The 26,401-nt window shown below is 44.6% G+C and carries 19 protein-coding genes and 1 pseudogene; 8 read left to right on the plus strand and 12 right to left on the minus strand.

What is annotated here, in order from left to right:
• Positions 1–30: 30 nt before the first annotated feature.
• The 4 genes from rplS to LDX50_RS25265 all read right to left on the minus strand — a co-directional run bounded on the left by rplS (position 31) and on the right by LDX50_RS25265 (position 2,552).
• Entirely contained in the window at positions 31–399 is a 369-nt protein-coding gene (rplS, locus tag LDX50_RS25250; protein ID WP_255647396.1) for a 50S ribosomal protein L19, read from the minus strand.
• Between the two features lie 101 nt (positions 400–500).
• Positions 501–1,178, minus strand: a complete 678-nt coding sequence (gene trmD, locus LDX50_RS25255) for a tRNA (guanosine(37)-N1)-methyltransferase TrmD (protein ID WP_225699057.1) — start codon at positions 1,176–1,178, stop codon at positions 501–503.
• Between the two features lie 2 nt (positions 1,179–1,180).
• Complete coding sequence (gene rimM / locus LDX50_RS25260) at positions 1,181–1,708, minus strand: ribosome maturation factor RimM (RefSeq protein WP_225699058.1); 528 nt, start codon at positions 1,706–1,708, stop codon at positions 1,181–1,183.
• A gap of 4 nt (positions 1,709–1,712) precedes the next feature.
• Positions 1,713–2,552: a 30S ribosomal protein S16 gene (locus tag LDX50_RS25265; protein WP_225699059.1), complete on the minus strand. Its 840-nt coding sequence runs from the start codon at positions 2,550–2,552 to the stop codon at positions 1,713–1,715.
• A gap of 234 nt (positions 2,553–2,786) precedes the next feature.
• Between LDX50_RS25265 and LDX50_RS25270 the strand changes: the two genes are divergently transcribed.
• From LDX50_RS25270 to LDX50_RS25295, 6 genes are all read left to right on the plus strand, one after another.
• Positions 2,787–5,504, plus strand: a complete 2,718-nt coding sequence (locus LDX50_RS25270) for a 2-oxoglutarate dehydrogenase E1 component (protein WP_225699060.1) — start codon at positions 2,787–2,789, stop codon at positions 5,502–5,504.
• Between the two features lie 13 nt (positions 5,505–5,517).
• Positions 5,518–7,047, plus strand: coding sequence for a 2-oxoglutarate dehydrogenase complex dihydrolipoyllysine-residue succinyltransferase (gene odhB, locus LDX50_RS25275; protein WP_225699061.1), 1,530 nt, complete (start codon positions 5,518–5,520; stop codon positions 7,045–7,047).
• Positions 7,048–7,065: 18 nt separating this feature from the next.
• A complete protein-coding gene (lpdA, locus tag LDX50_RS25280; protein ID WP_225699062.1) occupies positions 7,066–8,466 on the plus strand; it encodes a dihydrolipoyl dehydrogenase in 1,401 nt (466 codons plus the stop codon).
• Between the two features lie 30 nt (positions 8,467–8,496).
• The gene (locus tag LDX50_RS25285) at positions 8,497–9,126 is read left to right on the plus strand and encodes a rhomboid family intramembrane serine protease (RefSeq protein WP_225699063.1); all 630 of its coding nucleotides are present in this window, start codon (positions 8,497–8,499) and stop codon (positions 9,124–9,126) included.
• A gap of 306 nt (positions 9,127–9,432) precedes the next feature.
• Positions 9,433–10,506 carry an N-acetyltransferase DgcN family protein gene (locus LDX50_RS25290; RefSeq protein WP_225699064.1) on the plus strand — a complete coding sequence of 358 codons (1,074 nt, stop codon included), beginning with the start codon at positions 9,433–9,435 and terminating at the stop codon, positions 10,504–10,506.
• Complete coding sequence (locus LDX50_RS25295) at positions 10,503–11,588, plus strand: mandelate racemase/muconate lactonizing enzyme family protein (RefSeq protein WP_225699065.1); 1,086 nt, start codon at positions 10,503–10,505, stop codon at positions 11,586–11,588. The genes LDX50_RS25290 and LDX50_RS25295 overlap by 4 nt, the downstream gene beginning before the upstream one ends.
• Before the next feature lie 22 nt (positions 11,589–11,610).
• Here the strand turns inward: LDX50_RS25295 and LDX50_RS25300 are convergent, their stop codons facing one another.
• The 8 genes and pseudogenes from LDX50_RS25300 to rplU all read right to left on the minus strand — a co-directional run.
• Positions 11,611–13,203: a hypothetical protein gene (locus LDX50_RS25300; RefSeq protein WP_225699066.1), complete on the minus strand. Its 1,593-nt coding sequence runs from the start codon at positions 13,201–13,203 to the stop codon at positions 11,611–11,613.
• Position 13,204: 1 nt separating this feature from the next.
• Positions 13,205–14,323, minus strand: a complete 1,119-nt coding sequence (locus LDX50_RS25305) for a DUF4249 domain-containing protein (protein WP_225699067.1) — start codon at positions 14,321–14,323, stop codon at positions 13,205–13,207.
• Complete coding sequence (locus tag LDX50_RS25310; protein ID WP_225699068.1) at positions 14,316–15,467, minus strand: DUF4249 domain-containing protein; 1,152 nt, start codon at positions 15,465–15,467, stop codon at positions 14,316–14,318. The genes LDX50_RS25305 and LDX50_RS25310 overlap by 8 nt, the downstream gene beginning before the upstream one ends.
• A complete protein-coding gene (locus tag LDX50_RS25315) occupies positions 15,464–18,154 on the minus strand; it encodes a TonB-dependent receptor (protein WP_225699069.1) in 2,691 nt (896 codons plus the stop codon). Before LDX50_RS25315 ends, LDX50_RS25310 begins: the two co-directional genes overlap by 4 nt.
• Before the next feature lie 64 nt (positions 18,155–18,218).
• Entirely contained in the window at positions 18,219–19,691 is a 1,473-nt protein-coding gene (locus LDX50_RS25320; RefSeq protein WP_225699070.1) for a SusD/RagB family nutrient-binding outer membrane lipoprotein, read from the minus strand.
• Between the two features lie 12 nt (positions 19,692–19,703).
• A complete protein-coding gene (locus tag LDX50_RS25325; protein ID WP_225699071.1) occupies positions 19,704–22,871 on the minus strand; it encodes a SusC/RagA family TonB-linked outer membrane protein in 3,168 nt (1,055 codons plus the stop codon).
• Positions 22,872–23,158: 287 nt separating this feature from the next.
• A complete protein-coding gene (gene rpmA / locus LDX50_RS25330; RefSeq protein WP_225699072.1) occupies positions 23,159–23,419 on the minus strand; it encodes a 50S ribosomal protein L27 in 261 nt (86 codons plus the stop codon).
• A 280-nt stretch (positions 23,420–23,699) separates the two neighbouring features.
• Positions 23,700–24,005, minus strand: a pseudogene (rplU, locus tag LDX50_RS25335) (50S ribosomal protein L21); the annotation flags it as partial.
• 490 nt (positions 24,006–24,495) lie between these two features.
• On the opposite strand from rplU, the gene LDX50_RS25340 reads away from it, so the two are divergent.
• Both LDX50_RS25340 and LDX50_RS25345 read left to right on the plus strand, forming a co-directional pair.
• Positions 24,496–24,996 carry a hypothetical protein gene (locus LDX50_RS25340; protein WP_225699073.1) on the plus strand — a complete coding sequence of 167 codons (501 nt, stop codon included), beginning with the start codon at positions 24,496–24,498 and terminating at the stop codon, positions 24,994–24,996.
• Positions 24,997–25,380: 384 nt separating this feature from the next.
• A complete protein-coding gene (locus LDX50_RS25345) occupies positions 25,381–26,376 on the plus strand; it encodes a ribonucleotide-diphosphate reductase subunit beta (RefSeq protein WP_225699074.1) in 996 nt (331 codons plus the stop codon).
• Positions 26,377–26,401: the final 25 nt, after the last annotated feature.

Genomic DNA, 26,401 nt, shown 5'->3' on the forward strand with positions numbered 1-26,401 from the left:
CAGCCTTTCACAATGTTTAACGCAAACGCCTTAAGCGCGTTTGTGTGCAAGTTTCTCTTTAATACGAGCCGCTTTACCCTGACGTCCGCGCAGGTAGTAAAGACGGGCACGACGCACTTTACCTTTACGTACAATCTCGATCTTGTCGATGCTCGGTGACAGTAAAGGGAAGATTCTTTCCACACCGATACCGTTTGAAACTTTACGAACTGTAAAGGTTTCACCGTTCGTATTAGGATGACGGCGCTGGATAACAGTACCCTGAAACTGCTGGATTCGCTCCTTATTACCTTCAGTGATCTTCACGTGAACGTTCACGGTATCACCAGCTTTAAAATCAGGGAATGCATTACGTACTTCAGTACCTTCTGCCTCCAGGGATTTAATTATATCGTTCATGGCTATGTAGCTATTCTATATTTTTCTCAAAACGGACTGCAAATATAGATATATTTTTTAACATGAAATACATTCCGTTCAAATTATTTATGCTATTCAAATCAATCTGAGAGCAGATCCGGTCTCCGCTCGCGTGTTCTCTTTTGTGCCTGCTCAAAACGCCAATTCTCAATTTTCTGTTCATGGCCCGAAAGCAGTATTTCAGGGACTTTAAGACCTTCGAATTCAGCCGGCCGGGTGTATACTGGTGGTGCCAGAAGACCATCCTGAAATGAATCCGTCAACGCGGATGTTTCATCAGACAATACATTGGGAAGCAGACGAACTACTGCATCGGTAACCACCGCAGCCGCCAGTTCACCACCCGAAAGCACGTAATCTCCAATACTGATTTCCCGGGTAATAAATTTCTCGCGAATCCGTTCATCGACACCCTTGTAGTGACCGCACAGGATCATGATATTTTCTTTTAGCGACAATTCGTTTGCAGTACGCTGGACAAACGGTTCGCCATCCGGGCTCATATAAATAATTTCATCGTAGTGCCGGTCAGCCTGTAGTGACCGGATACAATTGGCGATCGGCTCGACCATCAGCACCATTCCTGCACCGCCTCCGTAGGCATAGTCATCAACCCGCTGATGTTTATCGGTGGCATATGCTCTTAGATCATGCACTTCAATAGTGACCAGGCCCTTCTTTTGGGCCCTCATCAGGATGGAATCGGAAAAGGGGCTTTCCAGCAATTTCGGCAGGCAGGTGATGATATCAATCCGCATAATTATTCATTCAGGTATAGGTCAAGCAATCCTTCAGGCAGGCTGAGCACTACTTTCTTTTCATCACGATTGATGCGCACCAGAATATCATCGTGCACCGGAACAAGTATTTCCTTCGAATTAAAGAGGATTGAAAACAGGTCCTGCGGACCGGAGGAATAAACCGTATTGATGACGCCGATCTCGCCATGGTGGACATCCTGAGCTGTAAAACCCTCAATTTCGTGATAGTAGAATGACTTATCATCCAACGGCGGCAACTGGTCAGCAGGAAGATACAATCCCATTCCCCGCATAGATTCCGCATCCTCCAGGGAATCAACCCCTTCAAATTTCACAATTGCACGGTCTTTACGAATCTCGATGTTATCAATAAAAAATGGAACCAGCTTGTTCTCAATCTGAACAAACACTGATTCCATTTCCTGATAGTATTCAGGGACATCGGTATCAAGAAATATAGATACCTCCCCCTTTAATCCATGCGGCTTAGTGACGTACCCTAGCTGGAAACAGTCTTCCGCGCGCATCGGATTATTTTTTCTCTTCGCCTTCTTCTTCGGCTGATTCGTCTTTAGCAGGTGCTTCTTCCTCTGCTGGAGTTTCTTCAGCTACAGGTGCTTCTTCTGCTGCCTCTGCCGCAGGAGCTTCTTCTGCTACCTCTGCCGCAGGAGCTTCTTCTGCTACCTCTGCTGCAGGCGCTTCCTCTGCTGCCTCTGCTGCAGGCGCTTCTTCTGCTGCTTCTGCTGCAGGCGCTTCTTCTGCTGCTTCTGCTGCGGGAGCTTCTTCAGCCACCTCTGCTGCAGGCGCTTCTTCAGCTGCCTCTGCTGCGGGAGCTTCTTCAGCTGCTTCCGTTGCAGGTGCTGCTTCCGCTGCAGGTGCTTCTTCTGCCTCTGCTGCAGGAGCTTCCTCTTCAACCTTATTCTTTGTTGCCAATGCAGCAGCACGTGCTTCTTTCACCTTTGCTTCGGCTTCCTTACGTGCTTTGGCACTATCAGCAGCTTCTCTAGCAATGCGATCTCGCTTCTGCTGGATCTTGTTTTCCTTGTCGTCCAACCACGCCTGGAAGCGCTTATCAGCTTCTTCCTGAGTGATTGCACCTTTATTAACACCTACCTGAAGATGTTTTTTCATAAGGATTCCGCGATATGAAAGAATCGCGCGAACAGTATCGGTAGGCTGAGCACCGTTCATAACCCAGTCAAGGGCACGATCTTCGGCCAGTTCAATGGTTGCAGGATCGGTATTTGGATTGTAACGTCCTACTTTTTCAATGTAGCGTCCATCCCGTGGAGCGCGCGCATCTGCAACAACGATGTCGTAGATGGCCTGTTTTTTCCGGCCTCTTCTGGCCAAACGAATTTTTACTGCCATTTTTATTTTTCAGTTTATACCATGCGGAACACGTCCGCGGTTAAAATTTTTGGACTGCAAAGATAATGTTTTTTTTATTATATACGATCAAAGGGCTAAATATTTTAGATATGGATGGTTCAAAGTCGGGAAGCATCTTACATCTATATATTCGTTTATGCGTGTATACAATTTTTTAATGCAATCTATTCTGCATACCTTTGGTTTTCAACGAAAAGGTGACGAGCATAAAAGATGGACACGTATTCCTATATATCCAACGCTCATGGAAGCTATATTGATCAGCTTTATGCTGATTACCGTAAAGATCCGGAAAGCGTAGATGAATCCTGGAGAAAATTCTTCGAAGGATTTGAGTTTTCACAAGAACGCCCGACCAACGGAGTGGTGGTGGACACCACCCTTTCCAACAAAGAGACGGCCGTACGTAATCTGATTCACGCCTACAGAACCAGGGCACACCTAAAATCAGACACCAATCCCGTAAGACAGCGCCGTGATCACAAGGTATCGCTGGACCTTGAAACATTCGGACTCTCGGAGTCTGACCTTGACGAGGAGTTTGTTGTAGGAGAAGAAGTGGGTCTTGGTAAAACTAAATTACGCAACATCATCCAGTTGCTGGATTCGGTTTACCTGGGTCACATCGGGTATGAATACATGCACATCCGTGATGGCGAAATCCTTCAGTGGTTCAAGGAAAAATGTGAACAATTCGGAAGAGATACCGAGCCTGACCGTAAGCAAAAAAACAGAATCCTGCAGAAGCTTAATGAAGCAGTTGTTTTTGAAAACTTCCTTCATACCAAATTTTTAGGCCAAAAACGATTTTCGCTTGAGGGAGGCGAAAATACAATCCCGGCACTTGATACCATCATCACCAAAGCATCGGAAATGGATGTAAAAGAGGTTGTGATCGGAATGGCGCACCGGGGCAGGCTTAATGTACTTGCCAACATTATGGGCAAGACATATGAAGAAATTTTCAGCGAATTCGAGGGTACAACTGATCCCGATCTGACGATGGGAGACGGCGATGTAAAATATCACCTTGGCTATTCCAGTCAAATTAATACCCCCGCTGAAAAGAACATCTACGTTAAACTTACACCCAATCCGTCACACCTTGAAGCAGTGGATCCGGTCGTTCTGGGATATACGCGCGGACAGATCGATGATGAATATGATGGTGATTTACGAAAAGCCATGTCGGTTCTCATTCATGGTGATGCCGCCCTGGCTGGCCAGGGATTGGTTTATGAAATCGTTCAGATGTCGCAACTGCCCGGATATCAGACCGGTGGAACCATCCATTTTGTGATCAATAACCAGGTTGGTTTTACGACTGATTATGATGACGCGCGTTCAAGTATCTACTGTACAGATATCGCAAAGATCATCGACGCCCCTGTTTTACATATTAACGGGGATGATCCGGAAGCCGTCGTATTTGGGGCAAAGCTGGCCGTGGAATACAATCAGCGGTTTGGAAAAGATTTCTTTATTGACCTGTTATGCTACAGAAGGCATGGGCACAATGAAAGTGATGAACCCAAGTTTACACAGCCTCTGCTTTACAATAAGATCGCAAAACATCCAAACCCGAGGGAGATCTATGTTAAACAATTGATCGAAAGAGGTGACATTGATGAAACCAAAGCGGAAGCTCTTGATAAGGAATTCAGAAACCTTCTTCAGGATCGCCTGAATGAAGTAAAGCAGAAGCCCCTTCCATATAAACCCCAGAAGGTTGAAAAGGAATGGGAACAGATGACCCGGTCTAAAAGCGATGACTTCATCAGTTCGCCGGACACAAGTATTTCTGGCGGGACTATTACCCGGATCGGCAAGGCTTTAACAACCCTTCCGAAAGGGTTTAAGCCCCTGAAACAAATCGAACGACTGATCAAGGAACGAAAGAATAATTTCTTTGAACGTCAGGAGTTAAACTGGGCAGATGCTGAATTACTGGCGTATGGCTCTTTGTTGATTGAAAACAAGATCGTCCGAATGTCAGGACAGGATGTAAAGCGTGGAACATTTTCCCACCGACACGCCTATGTCTTCGATGCCAACAATAACCAGCCGTACTGCAACCTTGATCATATTGAGGAAGGTCAGGAACCTTTCCGGATATACAACTCCCTGCTATCAGAGTTTGGAGTACTCGGATTCGAATACGGTTATGCCATGGCCACTCCCAATTCACTGGTTATTTGGGAAGCTCAGTTTGGCGACTTTGCCAATGGGGCACAGGTTATGATCGATCAGTTTGTAACCAGTGCCGAATCAAAATGGCAGCGTATGAACGGGCTGGTAATGCTTCTCCCCCATGGTTATGAGGGACAGGGACCTGAACACTCTAATGCCCGGCCAGAAAGATTTCTGCAGTTATCGGCAGAAGAGAATCTCATCGCTGCCAACATTACCACACCTGCTAACTTCTTCCATCTGTTGCGGCGTCAGGTTACGTGGAACTTCAGAAAACCATGTGTGGTCTTTTCTCCAAAGTCATTGCTGAGACACCCTGCAGTGATGTCACCTTTCAGTGAGTTCACCGATGGTAAGTTCCAGGAGATCATAGATGACAATGTGGTTAACAAAAAAACTGCAAAACGTGTCATTTTCTGTACAGGCAAGATTTATTACGAGCTGGAGGAAGAACGCACAAAAGAAAATATCAAGGATATCGCCATCGTGAGGATCGAACAACTGGCACCATTCCCGGTAAAGCAATTCGAAGCATTGCTCAAGAAATACCCGAAGGCCGACAAATACTGGGTTCAGGAAGAACCTGCCAATATGGGTTACTGGACATTTATTCTACGAGTATTACCGGCCCATAAGTTTGAACTAATCTCAAGAAAGGCCAGTGCCTCTCCTGCAACGGGTTATTCGAAAGTCCACAAGGAAGACCAGGCCAACATTATTAAAAAAGCATTAACACTCTAAATACCATTTTCAAATGAGTATAAAAATTACGGTCCCGGAAGTCGGGGAATCCATTACCGAAGTGACCATTGCATCATGGCTGAAAAATGACGGTGATTATGTGGAACAAGATGAGATCATCGCAGAATTAGAATCTGATAAAGCCACATTTGAACTGCCTGCTGAAGCGGCTGGTACGTTGAAGATAAAGGCCCAGGAAGGCGATACACTTGAGGTTGGCGCATTGATCTGCGAAATCGACGATTCCGGCAAAAAGCAGGAAGCAAAAGAAGAGAAATCAGCCCCATCTTCAAAAGGGGATGAACCGTCAGCAGCGCAGCCAAAAAAGACCGGAGAAATAAAAGAGATGGTTGTCCCTTCAGTGGGAGAATCTATCACTGAAGTCACCATCAGCTCATGGCTGAAGGAAGACGGTGATTTTGTTGAGCTCGACGAAATTATCGCAGAGGTAGAATCAGACAAGGCCACTTTTGAATTACCGGCCGAAGCTTCGGGAAAATTGCAAATTGTTGCAGGCGAAGGTGATACGCTGGAAATCGGTGCTACCATCTGTAAAATCGAGGTTATGGAAGGCGGAGCACCCGCTGCAGCATCTGAATCGAAACAGGCTGATCAAACCCCTTCCCAATCGAACGAATCAGGTTATGCCGCAGGACATGCTTCCCCGGCAGCAGCAAAAATCCTGAGTGAAAAAGGGGTCGATACCGCAGATGTAAAAGGTACCGGTGTTGGCGGTCGCATTACTAAAGAAGATGCACAGAATGCTTCCAAAGCTGCTAAACCCGCTTCATCCGGTCAATCCGCACCAGCCAGGACAGAAGCCCCGCCAGCTCCTGCAGGTGCAAGGAACGATCGCCGTGAAAAAATGACCACCCTGCGCAAAACGATCTCACGCCGACTGGTATCCGTTAAAAATGAAACGGCCATGCTCACGACCTTCAATGAAGTGAACATGAAGCCGGTCATGGATCTGCGTTCCAAATACAAGGAGAAATTCAAGGAGAAATACGGTGTTGGTCTCGGGTTCATGTCATTCTTCACGAAGGCCTGTTGCCAGGCATTGCTGGAATGGCCGGCAGTGAATGCCGCAATTGACGGAGAGGAAATGGTTTATCACGATTATTGTGACATTTCTATTGCTGTCTCCACGCCTAAAGGACTCGTAGTACCTGTCATACGAAATGCTGAGAATCTTGATTTCCAGGGAATAGAAAAAGAGATAATCCGTCTTGCTGGAAAAGCACGTGATGGTAAACTTTCCATTGAGGAAATGAGCGGTGGCACTTTTACCATTACCAACGGGGGGATCTTTGGTAGTATGCTGTCTACACCGATTATCAACGCGCCACAATCTGCCATTCTTGGCATGCACAACATCGTTGAGCGTGCTGTTGTGGAAAATGGCGAGGTTGTGGTAAGACCTGTAATGTACCTTGCCCTTTCTTACGACCACAGAATCATCGACGGCCGCGAGTCGGTAAGTTTCCTTTACCGCGTTAAGGAACTGCTCGAAGATCCTGCCAGACTAATGATCGGCGTTTAACCCTCAAAATGAATCAAGATGCAATATGATGTAACGATAATCGGTTCAGGACCTGGCGGATATGTGGCAGCAATTCGTTGTGCCCAGCTTGGTTTTAAAACCGCACTGATTGAAAAATACCCAACGCTGGGCGGGACTTGCTTAAATGTAGGCTGTATTCCGTCTAAAGCGATGCTGGATTCCAGTGAACATTTTCACAATGCAGAACATACCTTCGCTGAGCATGGGATTAAGATCAATAAGCCCAAGGTTGATCTGGCTCAAATGATCAAGCGGAAATCAGATGTTGTGAAACAAACCTGCGACGGTGTGGAATATCTGATGAAGAAAAACAAGGTGGATGTGCTTACTGGTATTGGATCATTTGTTGATAAAAATACCATCAAAGTAACCCCAGAAAAAGGCAAACCCACAGAAATCACCACGAAAAACGTGATCATCGCCACGGGTTCCAAACCGGCAGATCTTCCATTTGCCAAAATTGATAAGAAACGGATCATTTCCAGTACCGAGGCGCTGGAATTAAAGGAATTGCCCAAACACATGATCGTCATTGGTGGCGGCGTAATCGGAATGGAGCTGGGTTCTGTTTATGCGCGAATTGGCTCGAAGGTGACAGTGGTGGAATACATGGACCGATTAATACCCACCATGGACAGCACCATGGGTAAAGAACTGCAGAAAGCCACTAAGAAACTGGGTATCGAATTTGCGCTTAGTCATAAAGTTACCGCGGTAGAAAATACCGGTAAGGGTGTTAAAGTTCAGGCGGAGGACAGGAAGGGAAATAAAGTAGAATGGGAAGGCGATTATTGCCTGGTGGCGATTGGCAGAAAGCCCTATACGCAGGGGCTTGGTCTTGAAAATATTGGGGTTAAAACAAATGACCGCGGACAGATCGAGGTAAACGATCACCTTCAGACGGCAGTCGATAATATTTATGCCATCGGGGATGTTATCCGCGGGGCTATGCTGGCCCACAAAGCTGAAGAAGAAGGTATTCTCGTAGCAGAACAGCTGGCAGGGCAAAAGCCTCATATCCATTACAATCTCATCCCGAATGTCGTCTATACATGGCCTGAAGTTGCCGGGGTTGGAGCAACCGAAGAACAGCTGAAGGAAAAGAACTCAGCCTATAAAACAGGATCATTCCCGTTTCGGGCGTTGGGCAGAGCCAGGGCAAGTATGGATATCGATGGTGTTGTAAAAGTATTGGCCGATAAGAATACCGATGAAATTCTGGGTGTACATATAATTGGCGCCAGAGCAGCCGATATGATCGCAGCGGCGGTAACTGCAATGGAGTACCGCGCCTCAGCCGAGGATGTATCGCGTATGTCACACGCTCATCCCACCTATATGGAGGCAGTTAAGGAAGCCTGCCTTGCCGCAACAGAAAACAGACCACTTCATATCTAAACAAGGGCCCGCAAAGGGCCCTTTTATCTTATGTCATTGACATTAATTTTTCTCCTGATCACAATAGCAGCCAGTCTTGCGGCCTGGAATAATGCAGCGCTGATGAACAAGTGGATCTTCAATCCGTATCAGGTATCGAACAAAAAACAATACTACCGATTCATAACCAGTGGATTCATACATAAAGATACGCTTCACCTGATCTTTAATATGTTTGTGTTTTACCTCTTTGGGGGAATTGTGGAGAATATTTTTACCGGAATTTTTCCTGCTCCATGGGGCTCAGTACTATTTGGGGTGTTGTACCTGGCCGGAATAGTTGTTTCAGATATTCCTACTTACGTAAAACATAAAAATCAGCCCTACTATAATGCCCTGGGTGCTTCAGGTGGGGTGGCGTCTGTACTATTCAGCTATATTCTTTTCCAACCCCTTGAAAAACTATGTCTGTATGGCCTGCCATTTCTTTGTTTCCCAGGTATTCTGTGGGCCGCGGTTTACCTGCTCTATTCATACTATTCCGGAAAAAAAGGAGCAGGAAATATAAATCATGACGCTCACCTTTACGGGGCAATATTCGGAATAATATTCACCATCGTTGTGTTTCCTTCCATCATTTCAATCTTCATTGAACAAATGAAAGGATTCACACTCTTCTAGCATAATGAAGATTAAATTTTGCCTACTCCTATCTATGTGGATTTGAAATCCAAAAACCTGGGTACCCGACAGAAATATGAATGAAGTAACATTCATTGTAGATTTGGAAAATAATGTTGAATTTATGCAGCAATAAATATTGACCAGGACCAGACTGCATAGTTGTCCCAATCATTAAATTCCTTAAAAGCCAATATGAGATTGATTTTAGGGAGAATATGGTTGAAGGCCTGTATTTCTTAAGTGTTGCAGGTTTAGCACCGGTCAAAAAACATACATGGATCAATGAATAAGCCCAAATTACCAATGCAGGCCCTCCGAGGAACGGCCTGCATTATAACCGGTGACCTTTATAATACCATCAATGCCAAAACAGCTCACGGACTTGTAAGGGAATCACAGCGCTTTCAAATTCTTGGAATCATTGATACTGTTTCCGCAGGTAAAGATGCAGGTGATCTTCTTGATGGACATCACCGTGACATACCGATTGAATCAACCCTGGATCATCTGCTTAATAAATGTGGGAAAACTCCTGAATATGCTATTATCGGAATGGCCACGAAGGGAGGATATCTTCCGGAAAGTCTGTATCCAATCATTGAAGAAGTTCTTGGCCGAGGTATTGATGTAATCAATGGTCTTCACCAACCACTCTCTGAAATACAGATTTTCAAGGATTTATCAGAAAAAAATCAGGTACATATCTATGACATCCGAAAATCAAAGCCCTTTAATGAACTCCATTTCTGGCAAGGAAAGACAAAGGATGTTCCTGCCCTGAAAATTGCAGTTCTCGGCACCGATTGCGGCCTGGGCAAAAGAACTACTGCCAAGCTTCTTACCAATGCACTAAATATGGCTGGTATAAAAACCGGGATGATCTATACAGGACAAACCGGATGGATGCAGGGAATTCAACATGGATTTATTTTTGATGCCACACCTAATGATTTCATTCCAGGTGAACTTGAACATGCCATTGTTTCGTGCTATGAAGATTTGAAACCGGAAGTAATTCTGATGGAGGGCCAGGCCAGTCTCCGAAATCCTGGAGGACCCTGTGGTTCAGAGTTTATTATCTCAGCAACAGCTAATGCTGTGATTCTTCAACATCACCCAGCACGAACCCATTTTACACACCTTGAAAATTATCCCGCTTTTATTCCAGATCCTGCAGATGAAATAAAGTTAATTCAACACCTGGGAGCTCCAACATGGGCGGTCACCCTCAATACTTCGGGCTTAAGCCCTGAAGAAATTTCCAAAAATAAATCGAGGATTGCGGCCAGCCTGGATATACCGGTAGTTTGCCCGCTTGAAGACGGACTTGTTGAAATAGTGGAATTGATCAAAACCAAACTAATTTCTAAAATATGAAAATCAGTAAAATCAAGGTTTGGATAAAAGACCTGGGAAATAAACGACCATATACGATTGCATTTAAGACTGTAAATGATGTAGCCAGTGCTTTTGTCTACCTTGAACTCGAAAATGGGATTTATGGTATGGGCTCAGGCAACCCCAGTCAGCAGGTAGTGGGAGAATCCCTGGAAGATACAATGGCTGCACTGGACGAGGAGAATACATCCTTTCTCATTGGACGCAACATTAATGAATTCTATACCTTATTGAAGGAGGTGCAGCAGAAGTTCCCAAAAACGCCAGCGGCCAGGGCGGCACTCGATATCGCCTTACATGATTTATTTACAAAATATCTTCGGGTTCCATTAGGGGTATTCCTCGGACAGGAAATTCTCAGTCTGCCTACTTCAGTAACAATTGGTATTAAGAATGTCGAGGAAACATTAGAAGAAGCAATGGAATACAAAGGATTAGGGTTCCGTATTCTGAAGGTTAAAACCGGCCATGATGTTGATATGGATATTGAGCGAATGGCCCGGTTATATGAGAACTTCGGCAGCTCAATGCTGGTAAGAGTGGATGCAAACCAGGGCTATTCACAGGAGGACCTGATCAAATTCTATGAAAAAACAAAATCGTTTGGGATTGAGCTCATTGAACAGCCTATCCCAATGCGGGAAACCGAATTGATGAAATCCTTGCCGGATGAGGTTAAAGATCTGATCGCGGCTGATGAAAGCCTTCAGTCCCCGCGTGATGCCTTTGCATTGGCAAATGCACCTTATGCCTGTGGCATATTCAACATCAAGCTGATGAAATCCGGGGGAATCTTTCCAGCCCGCCAGATCGCCCAGGTAGCTGAGGTATCGGGGACAGACTTAATGTGGGGCTGTAATGACGAAAGTGCAACCAGCATAAGCGCTGCACTACATACTGCATTAAGTTTTAAAAATACTAAATACCTTGATTTAGACGGAAGCCTTGATCTGGTCGTAGACGCTGTAAAGGGTGGTTTTATTATTGAAGATGGCTATATGCGAATCACTGATGCGCCTGGTCTCGGTGTAGATCTGCTGCCCGAAGAATCCAATAGCTAGAGGGAAATCAGAAATTTTCAGATCACTTCACTTTGCCAAGAATAAATGAATCAGAAATAAATTTTCTGCTTCCATCCGGCATGATTAATTCACCGAAAATCTGGTATTCCCCATTCAGATCAGAGTTATTCAGAAGGATTCTTGCAGGCTGATCAGGATAGAACCTGAAAGAAGGATCCCACAGTAATACTGATCGTAAATCTGGTGTATCAACCTGGTTTTTAACAGATTCATCACGGATGAGGTCACTGATCCCGGGGATTACCGGCAATTGATCGCGCTTTTCCGCGAGTGGATTATCAACCTCACTTCTGAGCTTTATACTGATCACACCAAAACGGCCGAGCGTTCCAAAGCGACGCAGTCGTTCCAGTGAATTAAAGGTCTCGATGACTTCTACATCCTGAATAGGTGTTTCCATCAAGGAATCAAGTTCAAAAGTTGGCACCCCATTTATCAGGACCAGAGGTGATTCGGTATATCGAAAACCAGAATTGGCCGGTGATAAGCGAGCTTCATAAATACTATTACGCCTGATCACCTGTGATTTCGGCACAATGCTCGCGAGCATTTCACGAAGTGTAGCTATCCCTTCGTATCGATCAGGGTAGGTGGAGGAATCGGGGGAACGGTCGAATTCTTCTTCCTGAATTGATACTACCCTATCATTCTGATTTCGGTAAACCTGATCCACAAACTTTCGAATTCGCTTATTTTCCAACACATCCTGAATTTCCGTGTTGAACGGAACGATATTTTCGAAAGATTGAAATACGGGTTGGTTTCGCTTATTGATGGTCATCCGGATTTCTCCCATTCGCGAACCATCCCGATCGAATTGATACGCATAAACCGGACCGCTCCCATAGTGTTCACGAAGTCCCTTTAACATTAGCCCTTCATCTGCGAGATAGTATTCCTCTACCATTGCCTGATCGAGAAAATAAAATGACAATCGGGAATTCGGATGATCAGTCGCCAGCTCAAAATCGAAATCAATACCTGAATCTTCTCTTCGCGGGGCGGCAACTACCACACCGCGAACGGGTGGGGTATCCATTTTTTTATGATACACCTTAAGCATACCGATTCCGGGCACACTCTGCGCCGGATCGATTGACTTCATTTCAAATTGTAGTGACGGGTTTTTCTGCTCAACCGGAACAGTCGGAGCCGTTATAGCTTGCACTTGTGGGAGACCGGCCGACAGGTCCGCATTTTCGGGCGCAACTGAGGATGAGAATATGGAAGGATTGTAAATATATATCGTTACCTCAGTCTGATTCTCTACTCCTGGAACAAATGCTATCAGCTTGAAAACCCCTGTTTCAATATCTTCGGGTAAGAATATTGCCCCGCTTTTATCATATTCCGTGATCAGGAAACGCTCGTCATCGATTATTTTGCCGTCATGTGAAATCAGATATGCATGTACCAGGTGTTTGCCCGGAACCGTACCGCCATTTTTACCTGCCGGAACAATCTGAAGCCGAATCAGATCGCCCGAAATATACAACATGGATTCACTGTAGACGTCGAGGTGATCTACATCCTGGGCATTGAGGTCTGCAGACAGAATAAATATGAGTATAAGGAGTACTTTGAAATGCTTCATCTTAATATTCTCGCCACCAGGATGGCTTTTGATTTGTTATTTCGGTATGTCCGCCGGCATAATCCAGGCAATTTGAGCATCCGCGCGGAGGAATAAAAGGAACTCCCGGAATTGGCTCACAAGGATCGGGGAAGGTTAAATTATACGGTAATTCAGATTTATTAATGAACCAGCGCTTCACAGATTCATGTGCTACCATGAAGTATCCGGAAACCTTCTCCGCAGGATTATTGACATTTCGAATGTTGGAGCTCAACGGAAAGGGAGGTGGATCAAATATTCCTCCGCCGCTTTGCTGCTGCAGTGCCAATTCATTCCAAAACTCGTAGGCCTCCGGTGACAGGGAATATTGAACGATCAGTGCGGTAAAATCGTACTCAACCCGATCATTATCATCAGTCTCAAGAAAAAACAGCGTTTCATCATAACCACCTGAACGATCGGTACGAACATTAATTTTCTGGAAATAGAACCTGTTGGTGATGTAACAGGTCTTGTTCGGATTGGCTGCGTTGAGCATTGAAGATTCAAATACCCACCCGGGAACCACTTTCCATCGGTAAAAATATGTTTTCTGGTCACTATGTTCAGGCAAACTAACAGCAAGGCGCACACCCCGCTGTTCAACGATCGATGTCTCTTCCCGAATTTGTATCTCCTTAATCCTCGTTTCATTGGTCACCTTAAGCTCTGAGATCGGAGGGGCAACATGCAGCTCCTCTTCTTCAGAAATATAGGTTTCACCCGATGACAGTTCAATTCTAAGCTGATATTTCAGGCCATCAATAGCCTTAAAATTATCAAAAGGAATTTCATAGCGTTCATTATCTGAGTTCCAGACATATGGAATAATTTCACCATTGGAATTTAGCAATTCTACTTTCGCGTCACTGATGATCTCGTCATATTCATTTGTGACTTCCCTGGTCCAGCTGAGAGAAACATAGAATCTTTCAGCAGGCCCGGGAAATATTTGCCTGTCGGTATACGAATTATTCGATATAAGCCCCTCGACAACCAAACGCCGCGGCTCCTTACCCGTTTCAAAATCGATAGGCTCTATACAGCTGTTAATCAGCAGGACAGTGAAAAAAATATATATAATTTTCAACCTAATCATTTCTCCACCAGGATGGTTTTTGATTTGTAATGAAAGAATGTCCGCCCTGGTATTCAAGACAGTTGACGCATTCAGGTGGCGGGAAAAAAGGAACGCCCGGGACGGGCTCACACGGGTCCGGGAAGGTCAAGTTGTAGGGTAATTCAGACTCATTAATAAACCATCTTTTTACAGACTCGTGAGCTACTATGAAGTAGCCGGATACTTTTTCTGCAGGGTTGTTAACATTTTGAATATTCGAACTCAACGGGAAGGGCGGCGGATCAAAGATCCCGCCACCGCTTTGCTGTTGAAGCGCAAGTTCTTCCCAGAAGGTATAGGCTCTTGGGGACAATGAATATTGAATGATCAGGGCTGTAAAATCATGTTCGATTTTTTCATTATCATCTGTTTCCAGGAAAAAAAGGGGTTCATCATAACCCCCCGTACGGTCGGTACGAACATTGATTTTTTTGAAATAGAACTTATTTGTAATGTAGCACGTCTTGTTCGGGTTCCCCTGACTTAACAGGGAAGATTCAAAAATCCAACCTGGCACAACCTTCCAGCGGTAATAATATGCCTTTCCATCCCCGTGTTCCGGCAGACTTACCGCCAACTCAACACCCCGCTGGTCAATTATCACTGATTCCGACCCAACCTGAATCTCCTTAACCCTTGTCTCAAAAGAAGTGCTTAGCTGTGAAATGGGGGGAGCAGGATATAACTGTTCTTCTTCGGATGTGTAGGTTTGGCCCGACGAAAGTTCTATCTGAATGTGGTACCGTATGCCGTCGCCAGTTTTGAAATCATCAAAAGGAATTTCATAGCGGTTATTTTCAGGGTTCCATACGTATCGAATGATCTCTCCGTTAGACGCGATCAACTGAACATTGGCATCACTGATAACCTCATCCAATTCATTCGATACATCCCTGGTCCATCTTAATGCTACATAGAATCTTTCTGCAGGGGCGGGAAAAGACTGTCTGTCAAGATAAGAATTATTTGAAATCAACCCCTCAACGACAAGGCGCGGAGGTTCATTACCTGTTTCAAAATCAATAGGTTCAATACAGCCTGACACGATCGCCAATGACACGAAAAGGGTAGCATACAAAAGCCTCCTGTGACAGAAATGAGCTATGAACCTGGATGCCCTCATATTCTGAAATTATAGGAAAGTGACGGGAAAATACTTCCCAGAATAGAGAGCTGAAATGCATTTCCTCGTTGTGAAAAATAAACAGAATAAGGGTTCTTCCTGCCGTAAACGTTATACAACGACAATACCCATTCCCCGTTAATAAGTTTATCCTTTTTAAGTTTGCTTTTGAGGGTAAAGGACAAATCCAGGCGATGATAATCAGGAACCCTGAACTGGTTTCTTTCGCTGTAATTAAGTACCGACAGAATATCTTCATACTGGAATTTTGAGACCGGGACAGTGATGGGTCTTCCGGTAGAATAGGCAAAATTCAGGCTTATGCTAAACCTTCTGCTGGTCTTATAATTCAATACAAGGGAGACATCATGTGGTTTGTCATAGTTGGAAGGATAGAGCTCACCTCCATTAATGGTCTCCTCATCAAACATCTCATTGAGGAATTTTCGTTTGCTGCGGGAATACGTATATCCAAGCCAACCGGTAAGCTTTCCCCGATTCTTTCGGAACAGAAATTCGACACCGTAGGCCTGACCTTCACCCTGAACCAGATCAGCATCTAGTGTTTCGTTCAGCAGAATGGTAGCCCCATCTTTATAATCTACGATCTGATCTGTTTTCTTATAATAGGCTTCTGCGGAAACTTCGTACATATTATCGCGCCAGTTTCTAAAGATCCCGAATGTATATTGATCGGCAATACTGGGCTCCAGGTTATACCCACTGGATTTCCAGAAGTCAACCGGAGAAATCGCGGTTGTATTCGAAATGAGATGAACATATTGCCTCGTCCTGTAATAACTTGTCTTTAGTGATGTATTTGAGTTAATAAGCCACCGGAGGGATAGTCTTGGCTCAAATCCGCTGAAAGACTTTGCGATCTGATTTTTAGAATAAACCAGCGTATCCTGTATGCTGGCTACTGATTTAGGCTGATCATCGGCATACTGATAATATTTGCCGCCCAGCGTAAGGTAATTTGAGAAACGCACCCCATAAACCAGCGATAAACGGGGTGTTATGCTGAATTCATCATTAATGTAAAACGCGCTTTCCAGGCCTTGTTCCCCGGATATTTCAACGGGTTCTTCATTTTCGTTGTTTAACAATGGCTCAAATGATCCAAGGTCAAATCCATAGTATAATGAGCTGATTCCAAAATCAAGTTTGTGAGAACTATTTACCGTCCAGCTGAAATCAACTTTGCCCTGGTAATTAGTAATTCCCGAATTATAATCGAATGCAAATGCAGACTCCCGGTTTTGAATATCACTCTGATAATTACTGAAAACAGCATGAGTTTGCATCAGCAGGTTCGGTGAAAAAATGTGGGACCATCCCAGGGTGGCGGCCTTGCTTTTCCAGTAATACGTGGTATCGGAGGCAAATTCAAAGCGATCCTGACTCATGTAGGTGGAAAGATTGAAGACATTCTTCTGATCATGTACGTGATTCACCTTCAGATTCAGGTCATAAAAACTGGCAGCACTTTGATAAAGGTTTGGGTCCTTCATTTGTTTTAACAGCCAGTCGGAATATGATGCCCGTCCGCCGACAATAAAGGATGTCCTTTCCTTTTTAATTGGGCCTTCAATCGTGAGCCTGGAGGAAACCAGTCCTATACCCCCATTTGCTTCAAAATTCTTTGCATTACCATTTCGCAGATTAACATTCAGTACAGAAGATACCCGCCCTCCGTAGTTGGCGGGTCCTCCTCCCTTGTACAGTACAACATCTCGGATGAGGTCGGGGTTAAATGCGCTAAAAAACCCAAACATGTGGGCACTGTTATAGATAATGGCATGATCCTGCAGCAGCAGGTTTTGTCCTGGATCACCGCCCCGAACATTGTATCCGGCTGTTCCCTCTCCTACAGAGCTTATCCCGGGGAGGGATATCAGGCTTCTGACGGGGTCCACTTCTCCCATAAAGGCGGGGAGACTTTTGATGGCTTCGATGCCAATTACTTCTTTACCAGCGACCTTTTCGCTCACACCTTCTTCCTGCCCGAGTGCAGAAATGGTAACTTCTTCCAGTCGGACCGTTTGATTAAACAGTTCAATATCCAATGACCCGGTATTCAATACCTGGACAGGTATATTCTGACGCTCATATCCGGCATACTGCACCTGCATTTCATATCTGCCGGGAAGTAATTGCAGTTCGTAATAGCCATTGTAATTTGTTACGGTACCCTGATCGGTTCCTTCAGCCTGAATGCTGGCTCCTACCAGGGGAGAGTTATCACCTCCATCACGAATGTAGCCAGACACACTTACCGGCTTTGTGGCATCTTCCGGCTTACCCTCACCAATTAGCATAAACTGATCCAGAAGTGGATCGTCATCAGCCCATTGTTCATATTTGTAGGATTCCAGTCCCGGTTGATTAAGAACAATCAGGTTATTTGCGTAAAACAGAATCCCGTATCCATTCGGCTCCAGCACCTGACGTATCTTTTCAAGCAGTGGTTCACCGGCTGCTGCGTTCACCTTGAACGCTTCAATACCCCAATCCTGCTTATAAAATACTTTAATGGAATTGGCAGAAGATTCCTCCTGCAAGACAGTGGTCAACGATGTCTCAGTGTAGTCTTTTGTAAATCGAAGCACAGGATCCTCAGAATTCTGTGGGTACACCTCACCGCATAGAGCCAGGAAAAATAAGAAAACTAAAAGCCTGTGCATATTACTAATTAAATAAAAAAAGCCGTCTACCCGGAGGCAGACGGCTCTATATTATATAAACGGTTTATTTATCCCACCAAACTTTGGTATCCAAACCGTCTGCACCCTGACGGGCAACTACAGCGTCGTAGTTGTCGGCATTCAGGTCACGTTCGAAAACAGGGTATGCCTGACGAACAGGGATCTCACCACTCTCATTCTGTGCTGCAGGAGCAGGCAGAAGAGCAGGAATACCGGTTCTTCTCCAGTCAGACCATGCTTCATATCCATTCAGGAAGTTAGCAATATACTTTTGAGAAAGAATCTGATCCATAGCGGTTCCGGCATCAAACTGAACCCAGCTGTTGGAGATATAGCTGGCATAGCCATCTTCAACTCCATACTGCTCCAGTGAGGCCATGATTCCATCATAGTACAATTGCTCCGAATCATCTGCAATCCAACCCAGCTCTGCAGCTTCTGCCATAGAGAACAGAACCTGAGCCGCAGTAAAGATATAAGTCGGTGCTGCTTGCTCTCTAAGGCTGCTGCCAAGGAATGAAACTACCGTGTTTGAGATCGAACCAGCTTCTGCTTCACTCACACCATATACCATACCTACGTATTCAGGGTTATTACCGCTGGCTTCAGTAGGGTCTGCGTATACTGGCAAACGAGGGTCCATGCTGTTATTCAGAACACCACCATTCGCTGTTGTTTGCATCAGGTCTACCAATGGCTCAGCCACACAGTAGTCACGACGCGTTTCAAAGCGATCTTCCCAGGGGTTATCATAATCCTGGTTGGCAAGGTGGGTGTAGAAGATGTTCTCTGAATTGTCCAAAGCAATCACACCGTCGTTCATAGCAGCGTTAAATTCCGCTGAACCTTTAGCAGGATCAACCTCAGAAAGTCGCAATGCCATAGTTAAACGAATGGTATTGGCAAACTTCTTCCACATATCCATGTCACCTCCAAAGAGGATGTCACCCGTTACCGGGTTTGCGCTTGAGATATTTCCCTGTGCAGTAGCCAAAGTTGTCAGGATGGAACTGTAAACAGATTCCTGTGTGTCAAATTTCGGCTGACGAACTCCATCATTGATCTGAAGAGATTCCGAGAAAGGGATATCCCCCCATCGATCTGTAATATGCATGTAGTAGAACGATTGAAGGATTTGCGCAACGGCGATCTGGTTCGCATTTGATCCGTACGCTGAAGCAGCATCCTTGGTATCCTCGTCTGTATTCAACTTGATGATCTGATTCAGATCCATCAGCGGTCCGCTGTACCATCCACCATAGCTCCATTCCACCGTCTGATATGTATCAGCTGATGTATACTGGGAATTGGCAAGATATTGTACATAATGCTGGCCCTGTGTTGCATTCACAACATCATCAACGCTATTGATAGCGCTGGTAAGCAGGGCACCTGCAATGGGAGTGGTAGTCGCGTTCGGGTTCACGTTGGTGTCTCCGAAATCAGCCGGATCACACGAGGTGATGCCAACGGCAACCAGTCCCACTAAACAAAATTTACTTATATTTTTGATCATAGTTGTCAAATTTTAGAATCCTAATCGAATATCGAAACCAACTGTTCGAGTGGCAGGTAAGTTACCACTGTCTACCCAAGATCCGTTATTTCGTGCATCACGTGTATCACCACTGATCTGCGAAGGATCGATTCCAGGAACATTTGAATGAATCAACCAGGTGTTGTTCGATACAAATGCGATGCTTGCTCTCTTGATAAATCCAGTACGATCAAGCAAAGAAGTAGGTATGTTGTAACCCAGACGAACTTCACGCAGTTTTACGTAAGATGCATCATACATCCAGCGCTCATGAAGTGCGAAAAGGCTTTTCCAGTATGCGTCAACATCCAGATAGATGTCGTTCGGAGTACCGTCTTCAAATACACCACCGAATGAAAGTCCACCACCTTCGCTAGGTGCATCACGCATAGGGTTACCCCTGTCGTTGTTACCAACGGTTTCAGCTCCCAGACCGGAATATGCATTAAACATATTGGTGATAGAGTGAATAGTTCCTCCACTTTGCCAGTCAAGGGTAAAGCTTAGTTCAAAATTCTTGAACGTCAAACGGTTGAACATACCACCTGTGAAATCAGGAAGAACATTACCCAATACCTGGTTGGCATCATACAATGGAGTTCCGTTAGCACCTACTATAAGGTTGCCACTTTCATCACGACGGAAAGCACGTCCAACGATGGTTCCCCACTCTTCACCCACTTTAGCACGGGCAGTTGGTGATCCCCATCCACCGGAAGTACTGGTTCCACGGAATCCGTTCGCAAGCGTGATCGCATCGATACCAGGATAGATATCTTCGATTACGTTCCGGCTTCGCGCGATGTTAAAGTTAATATCCCATGTGAATGCACCTGAACGTACCGGAGTACCTCCAATGGTAGCATCCCATCCCTTGGTATATGTCTTACCTGCGTTAATGGTATAGTTGGTAATACCTGTTGTAGCAGGTACTGCCACGGGCAGAATTTCATTCTCGTTATCGTAATAGTAATACGAGAAATCAGTTCTGATACGATTGTTCAGGAATGATAATTCGATACCTGCTTCGATCGCAGCTGTTGTAGACGCACGAAGGGTAGGATCAACCAGTGAGTTAGGAACACCCATTGTAGGGTTTCCATCATAAGGAGTTCCCAGTCCGTATGCAGGATCAAGCTGGTAAGGGCTTAATTCACCTCCAACTTCCGCATAACCGGCACGCAGTTTACCAAATGAAATGATATCCTGGCTGTTCAGCAATTCAGAGAAAATGAATGATGCCGAAACTGCAGGGTAGGTAAATGCAGGGCTGGAAGAAGGAAGTACTGAATCCCAGTCACGACGTACCGAAGCGTCCAGGAAGATGATTTCCTTAAATCCAAAGCTTGCTGATGCAAACATACTGTTTACACGTCGCTCATAAATAAAGTTCGATGTAGACGGACGGTCGACTGAAGCGCTGATGTTATACAGATCAGGAACAGAAAGACCACCAACTGTTGACATTGACTGACGACGTCCATCATTCTTACGGATGTTACCACCGGCAAGAACACTTACCGAGAAGTTTGTAAAGATCTTCTCATAGCGTGCGATGAATTCATAGTTGTCTTCAGTATTCTCATACATGTTCTGGCTGAAGTTATCCTGATCCAGTGTACCGGAAGCAATACGAGACTCGCCCCAGCCTGTTTCATAATAACGGTTCAGCATCGCTGAAAGCGTAAGACCTTCTATCACTTCATAAGAAAGGCCGAATTTACCATTGTAAACTTCTTTGGAAGCCTCTGAAGTATTGGCATACATCGTAGTATACGGGTTATCCCAGTATAATGGCGTTGAGTTACGTGCAGAGTTAATGTTCCAGCTCGTGTAACGGCCATCAGGCATACGATAATACTTGCGAAGCAGGTCAATATCCAACTGTCGCTGCCACCACTGGTTTACGTTAGATGCAATACTGTTGTATCCTTCGAAAAGGTTACCAAATGTATTGGTCTTGTTGTAGTTGGCCATGGTGACCAATTTCAGGTTCTTCGCCAGATCAACCGATGCATTCAGGTTGAGGAAGTTACGATCCTGTGAAGTGTTCGGAAGAACACCTGAACGGTTGATGTTGGTGAATGTCGCAGTAACATTGTAGCTGTCACCTGCTTTACCAACTGTCAAACTGTTCTGAACGCTAACACCTGTTTCAAAGAAATCCTTGATATTATCAGGGTTAGGGCTCCACGGACGGGTCTTACCGTATCCTTCGGTACCTGGAGTAAAGGCATCCCACTGGGCAACCTGACGGCCATCCAATTTAGGACCCCAGCTCTCATCCGCATAGAATTCAGGGATAAGGGCTCCGTCCAATGCAGCGAGTGCAGGATCATCACGATCCGGATCAAAAGTAAAGGTCTGGAAATCCTGCGAATATCCTCCACCGTACTCATTCTGGTAATCAGGAATAACAGCAACACTCTCGAACTGAGTAGTATTGTTGAAATCGATCTGAACTGCACCTTCTTTGGCAGTTTTTGATGTGATGATAACAACACCATCACGAGCACGAGATCCGTAAAGAGCAGCAGCGTTTGCGCCTTTCAGAACGTTGATTGAAGCAACGTTGTCCATGTTAATGGTTGAAGGATCTGCTACGGGCAAACCATCAACAACATAAAGAGGATCCGATGAGGAGAATCCACGAACACCGCGAATACGGATAGCTGCCTGTCCGAATTTTGCTCCGGAACCGGAAACAACCTGCACACCGGCAATTTTACCGGCCAGTGCTTCGTTCAGGTTTTGCTCACGCGCTACGCGCAAGTTTTCCGACTGAACTTCCTGAGTGGCATAACCGAGCGTTTTCTTATCACGCTCTACGTTCAACGCAGTAACAACAACTTCACTCAGTTGAGTAACATCAGACGCCATTGATACATCGATCGAGGTCTGATTGCCGATAGGCATTTCAAGGGTTTGTAACCCCACAAAAGAGAAAACCAATGTTCCTCCGTCTTGTGGAACTGTTAAACGGTAGTTACCATCGATATCGGTAACAGTACCATTTGAAGTTCCTTTCAAAATGACGTTAACACCAGGGAGTGTGGATCCATCTTCCGCAGAAGTGACCTTACCAGTAATGGTACGGTCCTGCGCCCACGCAAACCCGGCAAACATCAACATGAAACTAAGCAGTAAAAACTTCTTCATACTGATTTTTTTAGGTTAGTAAATAGTATACAGACTGCTAATTTATAATTATTCGTTGACAATTAACAATAGCATAACATGAAAACACCCGCAAAACGGGGGAGAATATTGCAAAAAACGTAACCTTTCTTACGTTAAATAGGGGATAACTGAAACATTTTCAGTGGAAATGCGTTTACGATTAAATTTTTTCATGGAATAATTGAAAAAAAAATATTTATAAAAAAAACAAAAAAAGGCACGTCATATAAATGACGTGCCTTGGATATAATCTTACGAGGAAATCTTTATGCCTCCTCGGGAGTTACAGAAACATATGAACGGTCGTTACGGCCCTTTTTAAATGATACCGTTCCGGTGGTAAGTGCGAACAGGGTATGATCCTTGCCAATACCTACATTTTCACCGGGATGATGCTTGGTGCCACGCTGACGAACAATGATATTTCCAGCGATTGCCTTCTGACCACCGTAAATTTTAACGCCAAGTCGTTTACTTTCCGACTCTCTTCCGTTTCTTGAACTACCGGCTCCTTTTTTATGTGCCATGTTATTTAACTTTTCGTCGTGTCAAAAATTATTTCATCAGGTCTTTCGCCTGCTTGATCCATTCTTCGTTCTTAACAAGATCTTCGCTGATTCCGTCAATCTTTTCTGCAATATCAGCAATCTGCTCACTTGTTAATTCTGCAATCTGTTTGAAAGTGGTGTAACCCAATTTTCCGAGTTGCTCAGAAAATACCGGTCCGATACCTGAGATCTTAGTCAGGTCATCGCCCTCTTTCTTAGCGGCTGCCTTTTTCTCCTTTTTGGGAGCACTGCCGCCTGCAGAGATTTCGCTGATCTGGATCTGCGTGAAATCCTGGCGATGGCCATTCTTCTTGCGGAATCCTTTCCTGCGCTTTTTCTTAAATACAATAACCTTGTCACCTTTAACGTGACCCAGGATTTTTGCAGATACCTTTACACCTGATAAAACAGGGGCACCTATTTCAACCTTACCATCATTGTCTAGCAATAATACGCGGTCGAATTCTACGGAAGCGCCTTCCTCGCCCTCCATCTTAGGAGCGTATACGAGTTGGTCTTGCGTTACTTTGAACTGCTTTCCGGCTATGTCTACAATTGCGTACATGTGTTTATCTACGTTATTTTAAAAACGGACTGCAAAGATAATTCAACCTTAATTCTAATCCAAGTGAGAATCTCCTTTTTTACAATGGTGATTCTCATGGAATTCTGAACCACTGTAATCGGATTACAATGACTTTCTTAAACGACATCCGTTGTAGTCATATCTTCAGCAAAGTTACGCCCGGGAACTTGATACATACTGGCATATCCGAGGCTATTTTTACCCCCTATATATATAAGGTGTAAAATCATCAGCACAGCGCACGGATAATACAGCTTACCGCACCATTCATGATCTGTCAACATTTGTCAAATCCAGCAAAATTTAGGGAACATCAATTTCTCCATTCAGTTTTCCCCACAGAATTTATGCTGATCAAAGGCAAAATAAGTCATTCATCGAGAATAAGCTTGAACCGCTTGACTACTTTGCTTGTTATGCTTGACATCAAGCAGTATTTAGTGTATACTGTATTCAAGTTACGCGAGAGATGAAAATCAATGTTCCTGAAAAGTATGCTGACCTTTATTTAAAGGCCCTTTCTGAAAAGAAACGTGCCCTGGAGGAGCGTATCGAAGAATTTCGACGGGAAATTGAAGAGATCGATACGCATATCAGCAATCTTACCAGCTTGCCAATATTCCAGGAGCCTCAGTTTCAAACGGTTGTCAAGTGGGATACAGCCACTTATCGCACACAATGGTCCTGGACACGGAAGATCTCCTTCTTTCAGGATACCCATCGATTTTTGTCAACATCAGGAGATGTGGTGGACTTTATCCTAGAAAAAGAACCGGAACAGGATAAATCAAAGGTGAGATCTTCTGTTTCTGCAGCCTTATCGAATGGTATCAGATCAGGCCAGTATAAGAAATTCACGGATCCTGTGACCAATACCGCATACTACGGACCGGCCGATTGGTTTGACAGCAATGATCAGCCCGATGTTTCCTTCCTGCCTGAGTCGCTCCGGCAACGCCTTACAGGCTAGCAGACCACTAAATATCAGAGGTTAAGATTCTGCCATTCAAATTGTGCTTATCTATCCACATGCTGTTGTTAACATCGCTTGGTTTTGTGGAAAACTTTTTCCAATCATTCAAAATCGCCGGAAATGGCTGTTTTTCTTCTAAGTAGAATCTATATTTTTGTGTATAATAAACTGTTTATCAGTTGCTTATCAGTGTTAACAACTATGTGTTTTCAAGGATTTTTGCCACTTTGATTTTAATGTTCCATTCTCAATATTTGTATGACCTATTGGCCAGTATAGGTTCTTGTTCACCGCAACATGCTTCCTCTTCTCTTCGGAAGCTTTCAGACTGAAACGGCCAAATTGAGTATCATATTAGTCAACATTAAAAACACGTTAACGATGAGTGAAATTGAATCTGCTGTAGAAGAACCGATTTTAACGGAAAACAATACTCGATTCGTCCTTTTTCCTATTAAGCACAACGACATTTGGGAATTTTACAAAAAAGCTGAAGCCAGTTTCTGGACAGCTGAGGAAATTGATCTGAGCCAGGATTTAAAAGACTGGGCCAACCTGAATGATGGTGAACGCCACTTTATTTCCCACGTGCTCGCATTCTTCGCAGCCAGTGATGGAATTGTGAACGAAAACCTGGCCGAGCATTTTGTAGCTGAAGTTCAGTATACAGAAGCGAAATTTTTCTATGGATTTCAAATTGCCATGGAAAATATCCATTCGGAAACCTATTCACTCCTTATAGATACCTACGTAAAGGATCCCGTTGAGAAGGATAAATTATTCAATGCCATTGAAACCATGGACTGCGTGAAGAAAAAGGCAGACTGGGCTCTTCGATGGATCGACGAAGGAAACTTCCAGGAACGCCTTATCGCATTCGCCGCGGTTGAAGGTATATTTTTCTCAGGAAGCTTCTGCTCCATCTTCTGGCTTAAAAAGCGCGGACTGATGCCAGGCCTGAGCTTTTCAAATGAGCTAATTTCCAGGGACGAGGGACTCCATTGTGATTTTGCGTGTCACCTGTATACACAGCACGTTAAAAACCACCTTCCCGAACAGACCGTGATCGACATTATCAAAGATGCGGTGGAAATTGAAAAAGAATTTGTGACCGATGCCTTGCCGGTCAACCTCATTGGAATGAATGCAGATCTGATGTGCCAGTACATCGAATTTGTGGCTGACCGACTCCTGAACGAGCTGGTTGGACAGAAAATCTATAATTCATCCAATCCATTTGACTTTATGGAAATGATCTCCCTCCAGGGTAAAACCAATTTTTTCGAAAAACGAGTTGGAGATTACCAGAAAGCCGGGGTTATGAAAGGCGATCAGGACGAAAACAAGCCGAAGTTTTCTCTTGATGAAGATTTTTAAAAATATTATTCACTCCTAACACCCA

The organism is Fulvivirga sedimenti (assembly GCF_020328055.1).

What these genes read in the sequence shown, in the direction of transcription:
- rplS (WP_255647396.1), bottom strand. Translation starts at nt 399, where the DNA reads ATGAACGATATAATTAAATCCCTGGAGGCAGAAGGTACTGAAGTACGT.
- trmD (WP_225699057.1), bottom strand. Translation starts at nt 1,178, where the DNA reads ATGCGGATTGATATCATCACCTGCCTGCCGAAATTGCTGGAAAGCCCC.
- rimM (WP_225699058.1), bottom strand. Translation starts at nt 1,708, where the DNA reads ATGCGCGCGGAAGACTGTTTCCAGCTAGGGTACGTCACTAAGCCGCAT.
- LDX50_RS25265 (WP_225699059.1), bottom strand. Translation starts at nt 2,552, where the DNA reads ATGGCAGTAAAAATTCGTTTGGCCAGAAGAGGCCGGAAAAAACAGGCC.
- LDX50_RS25270 (WP_225699060.1), top strand. Translation starts at nt 2,787, where the DNA reads ATGGACACGTATTCCTATATATCCAACGCTCATGGAAGCTATATTGAT.
- odhB (WP_225699061.1), top strand. Translation starts at nt 5,518, where the DNA reads ATGAGTATAAAAATTACGGTCCCGGAAGTCGGGGAATCCATTACCGAA.
- lpdA (WP_225699062.1), top strand. Translation starts at nt 7,066, where the DNA reads ATGCAATATGATGTAACGATAATCGGTTCAGGACCTGGCGGATATGTG.
- LDX50_RS25285 (WP_225699063.1), top strand. Translation starts at nt 8,497, where the DNA reads ATGTCATTGACATTAATTTTTCTCCTGATCACAATAGCAGCCAGTCTT.
- LDX50_RS25290 (WP_225699064.1), top strand. Translation starts at nt 9,433, where the DNA reads ATGCAGGCCCTCCGAGGAACGGCCTGCATTATAACCGGTGACCTTTAT.
- LDX50_RS25295 (WP_225699065.1), top strand. Translation starts at nt 10,503, where the DNA reads ATGAAAATCAGTAAAATCAAGGTTTGGATAAAAGACCTGGGAAATAAA.
- LDX50_RS25300 (WP_225699066.1), bottom strand. Translation starts at nt 13,203, where the DNA reads ATGAAGCATTTCAAAGTACTCCTTATACTCATATTTATTCTGTCTGCA.
- LDX50_RS25305 (WP_225699067.1), bottom strand. Translation starts at nt 14,323, where the DNA reads ATGATTAGGTTGAAAATTATATATATTTTTTTCACTGTCCTGCTGATT.
- LDX50_RS25310 (WP_225699068.1), bottom strand. Translation starts at nt 15,467, where the DNA reads ATGAGGGCATCCAGGTTCATAGCTCATTTCTGTCACAGGAGGCTTTTG.
- LDX50_RS25315 (WP_225699069.1), bottom strand. Translation starts at nt 18,154, where the DNA reads ATGCACAGGCTTTTAGTTTTCTTATTTTTCCTGGCTCTATGCGGTGAG.
- LDX50_RS25320 (WP_225699070.1), bottom strand. Translation starts at nt 19,691, where the DNA reads ATGATCAAAAATATAAGTAAATTTTGTTTAGTGGGACTGGTTGCCGTT.
- LDX50_RS25325 (WP_225699071.1), bottom strand. Translation starts at nt 22,871, where the DNA reads ATGAAGAAGTTTTTACTGCTTAGTTTCATGTTGATGTTTGCCGGGTTT.
- rpmA (WP_225699072.1), bottom strand. Translation starts at nt 23,419, where the DNA reads ATGGCACATAAAAAAGGAGCCGGTAGTTCAAGAAACGGAAGAGAGTCG.
- LDX50_RS25340 (WP_225699073.1), top strand. Translation starts at nt 24,496, where the DNA reads ATGAAAATCAATGTTCCTGAAAAGTATGCTGACCTTTATTTAAAGGCC.
- LDX50_RS25345 (WP_225699074.1), top strand. Translation starts at nt 25,381, where the DNA reads ATGAGTGAAATTGAATCTGCTGTAGAAGAACCGATTTTAACGGAAAAC.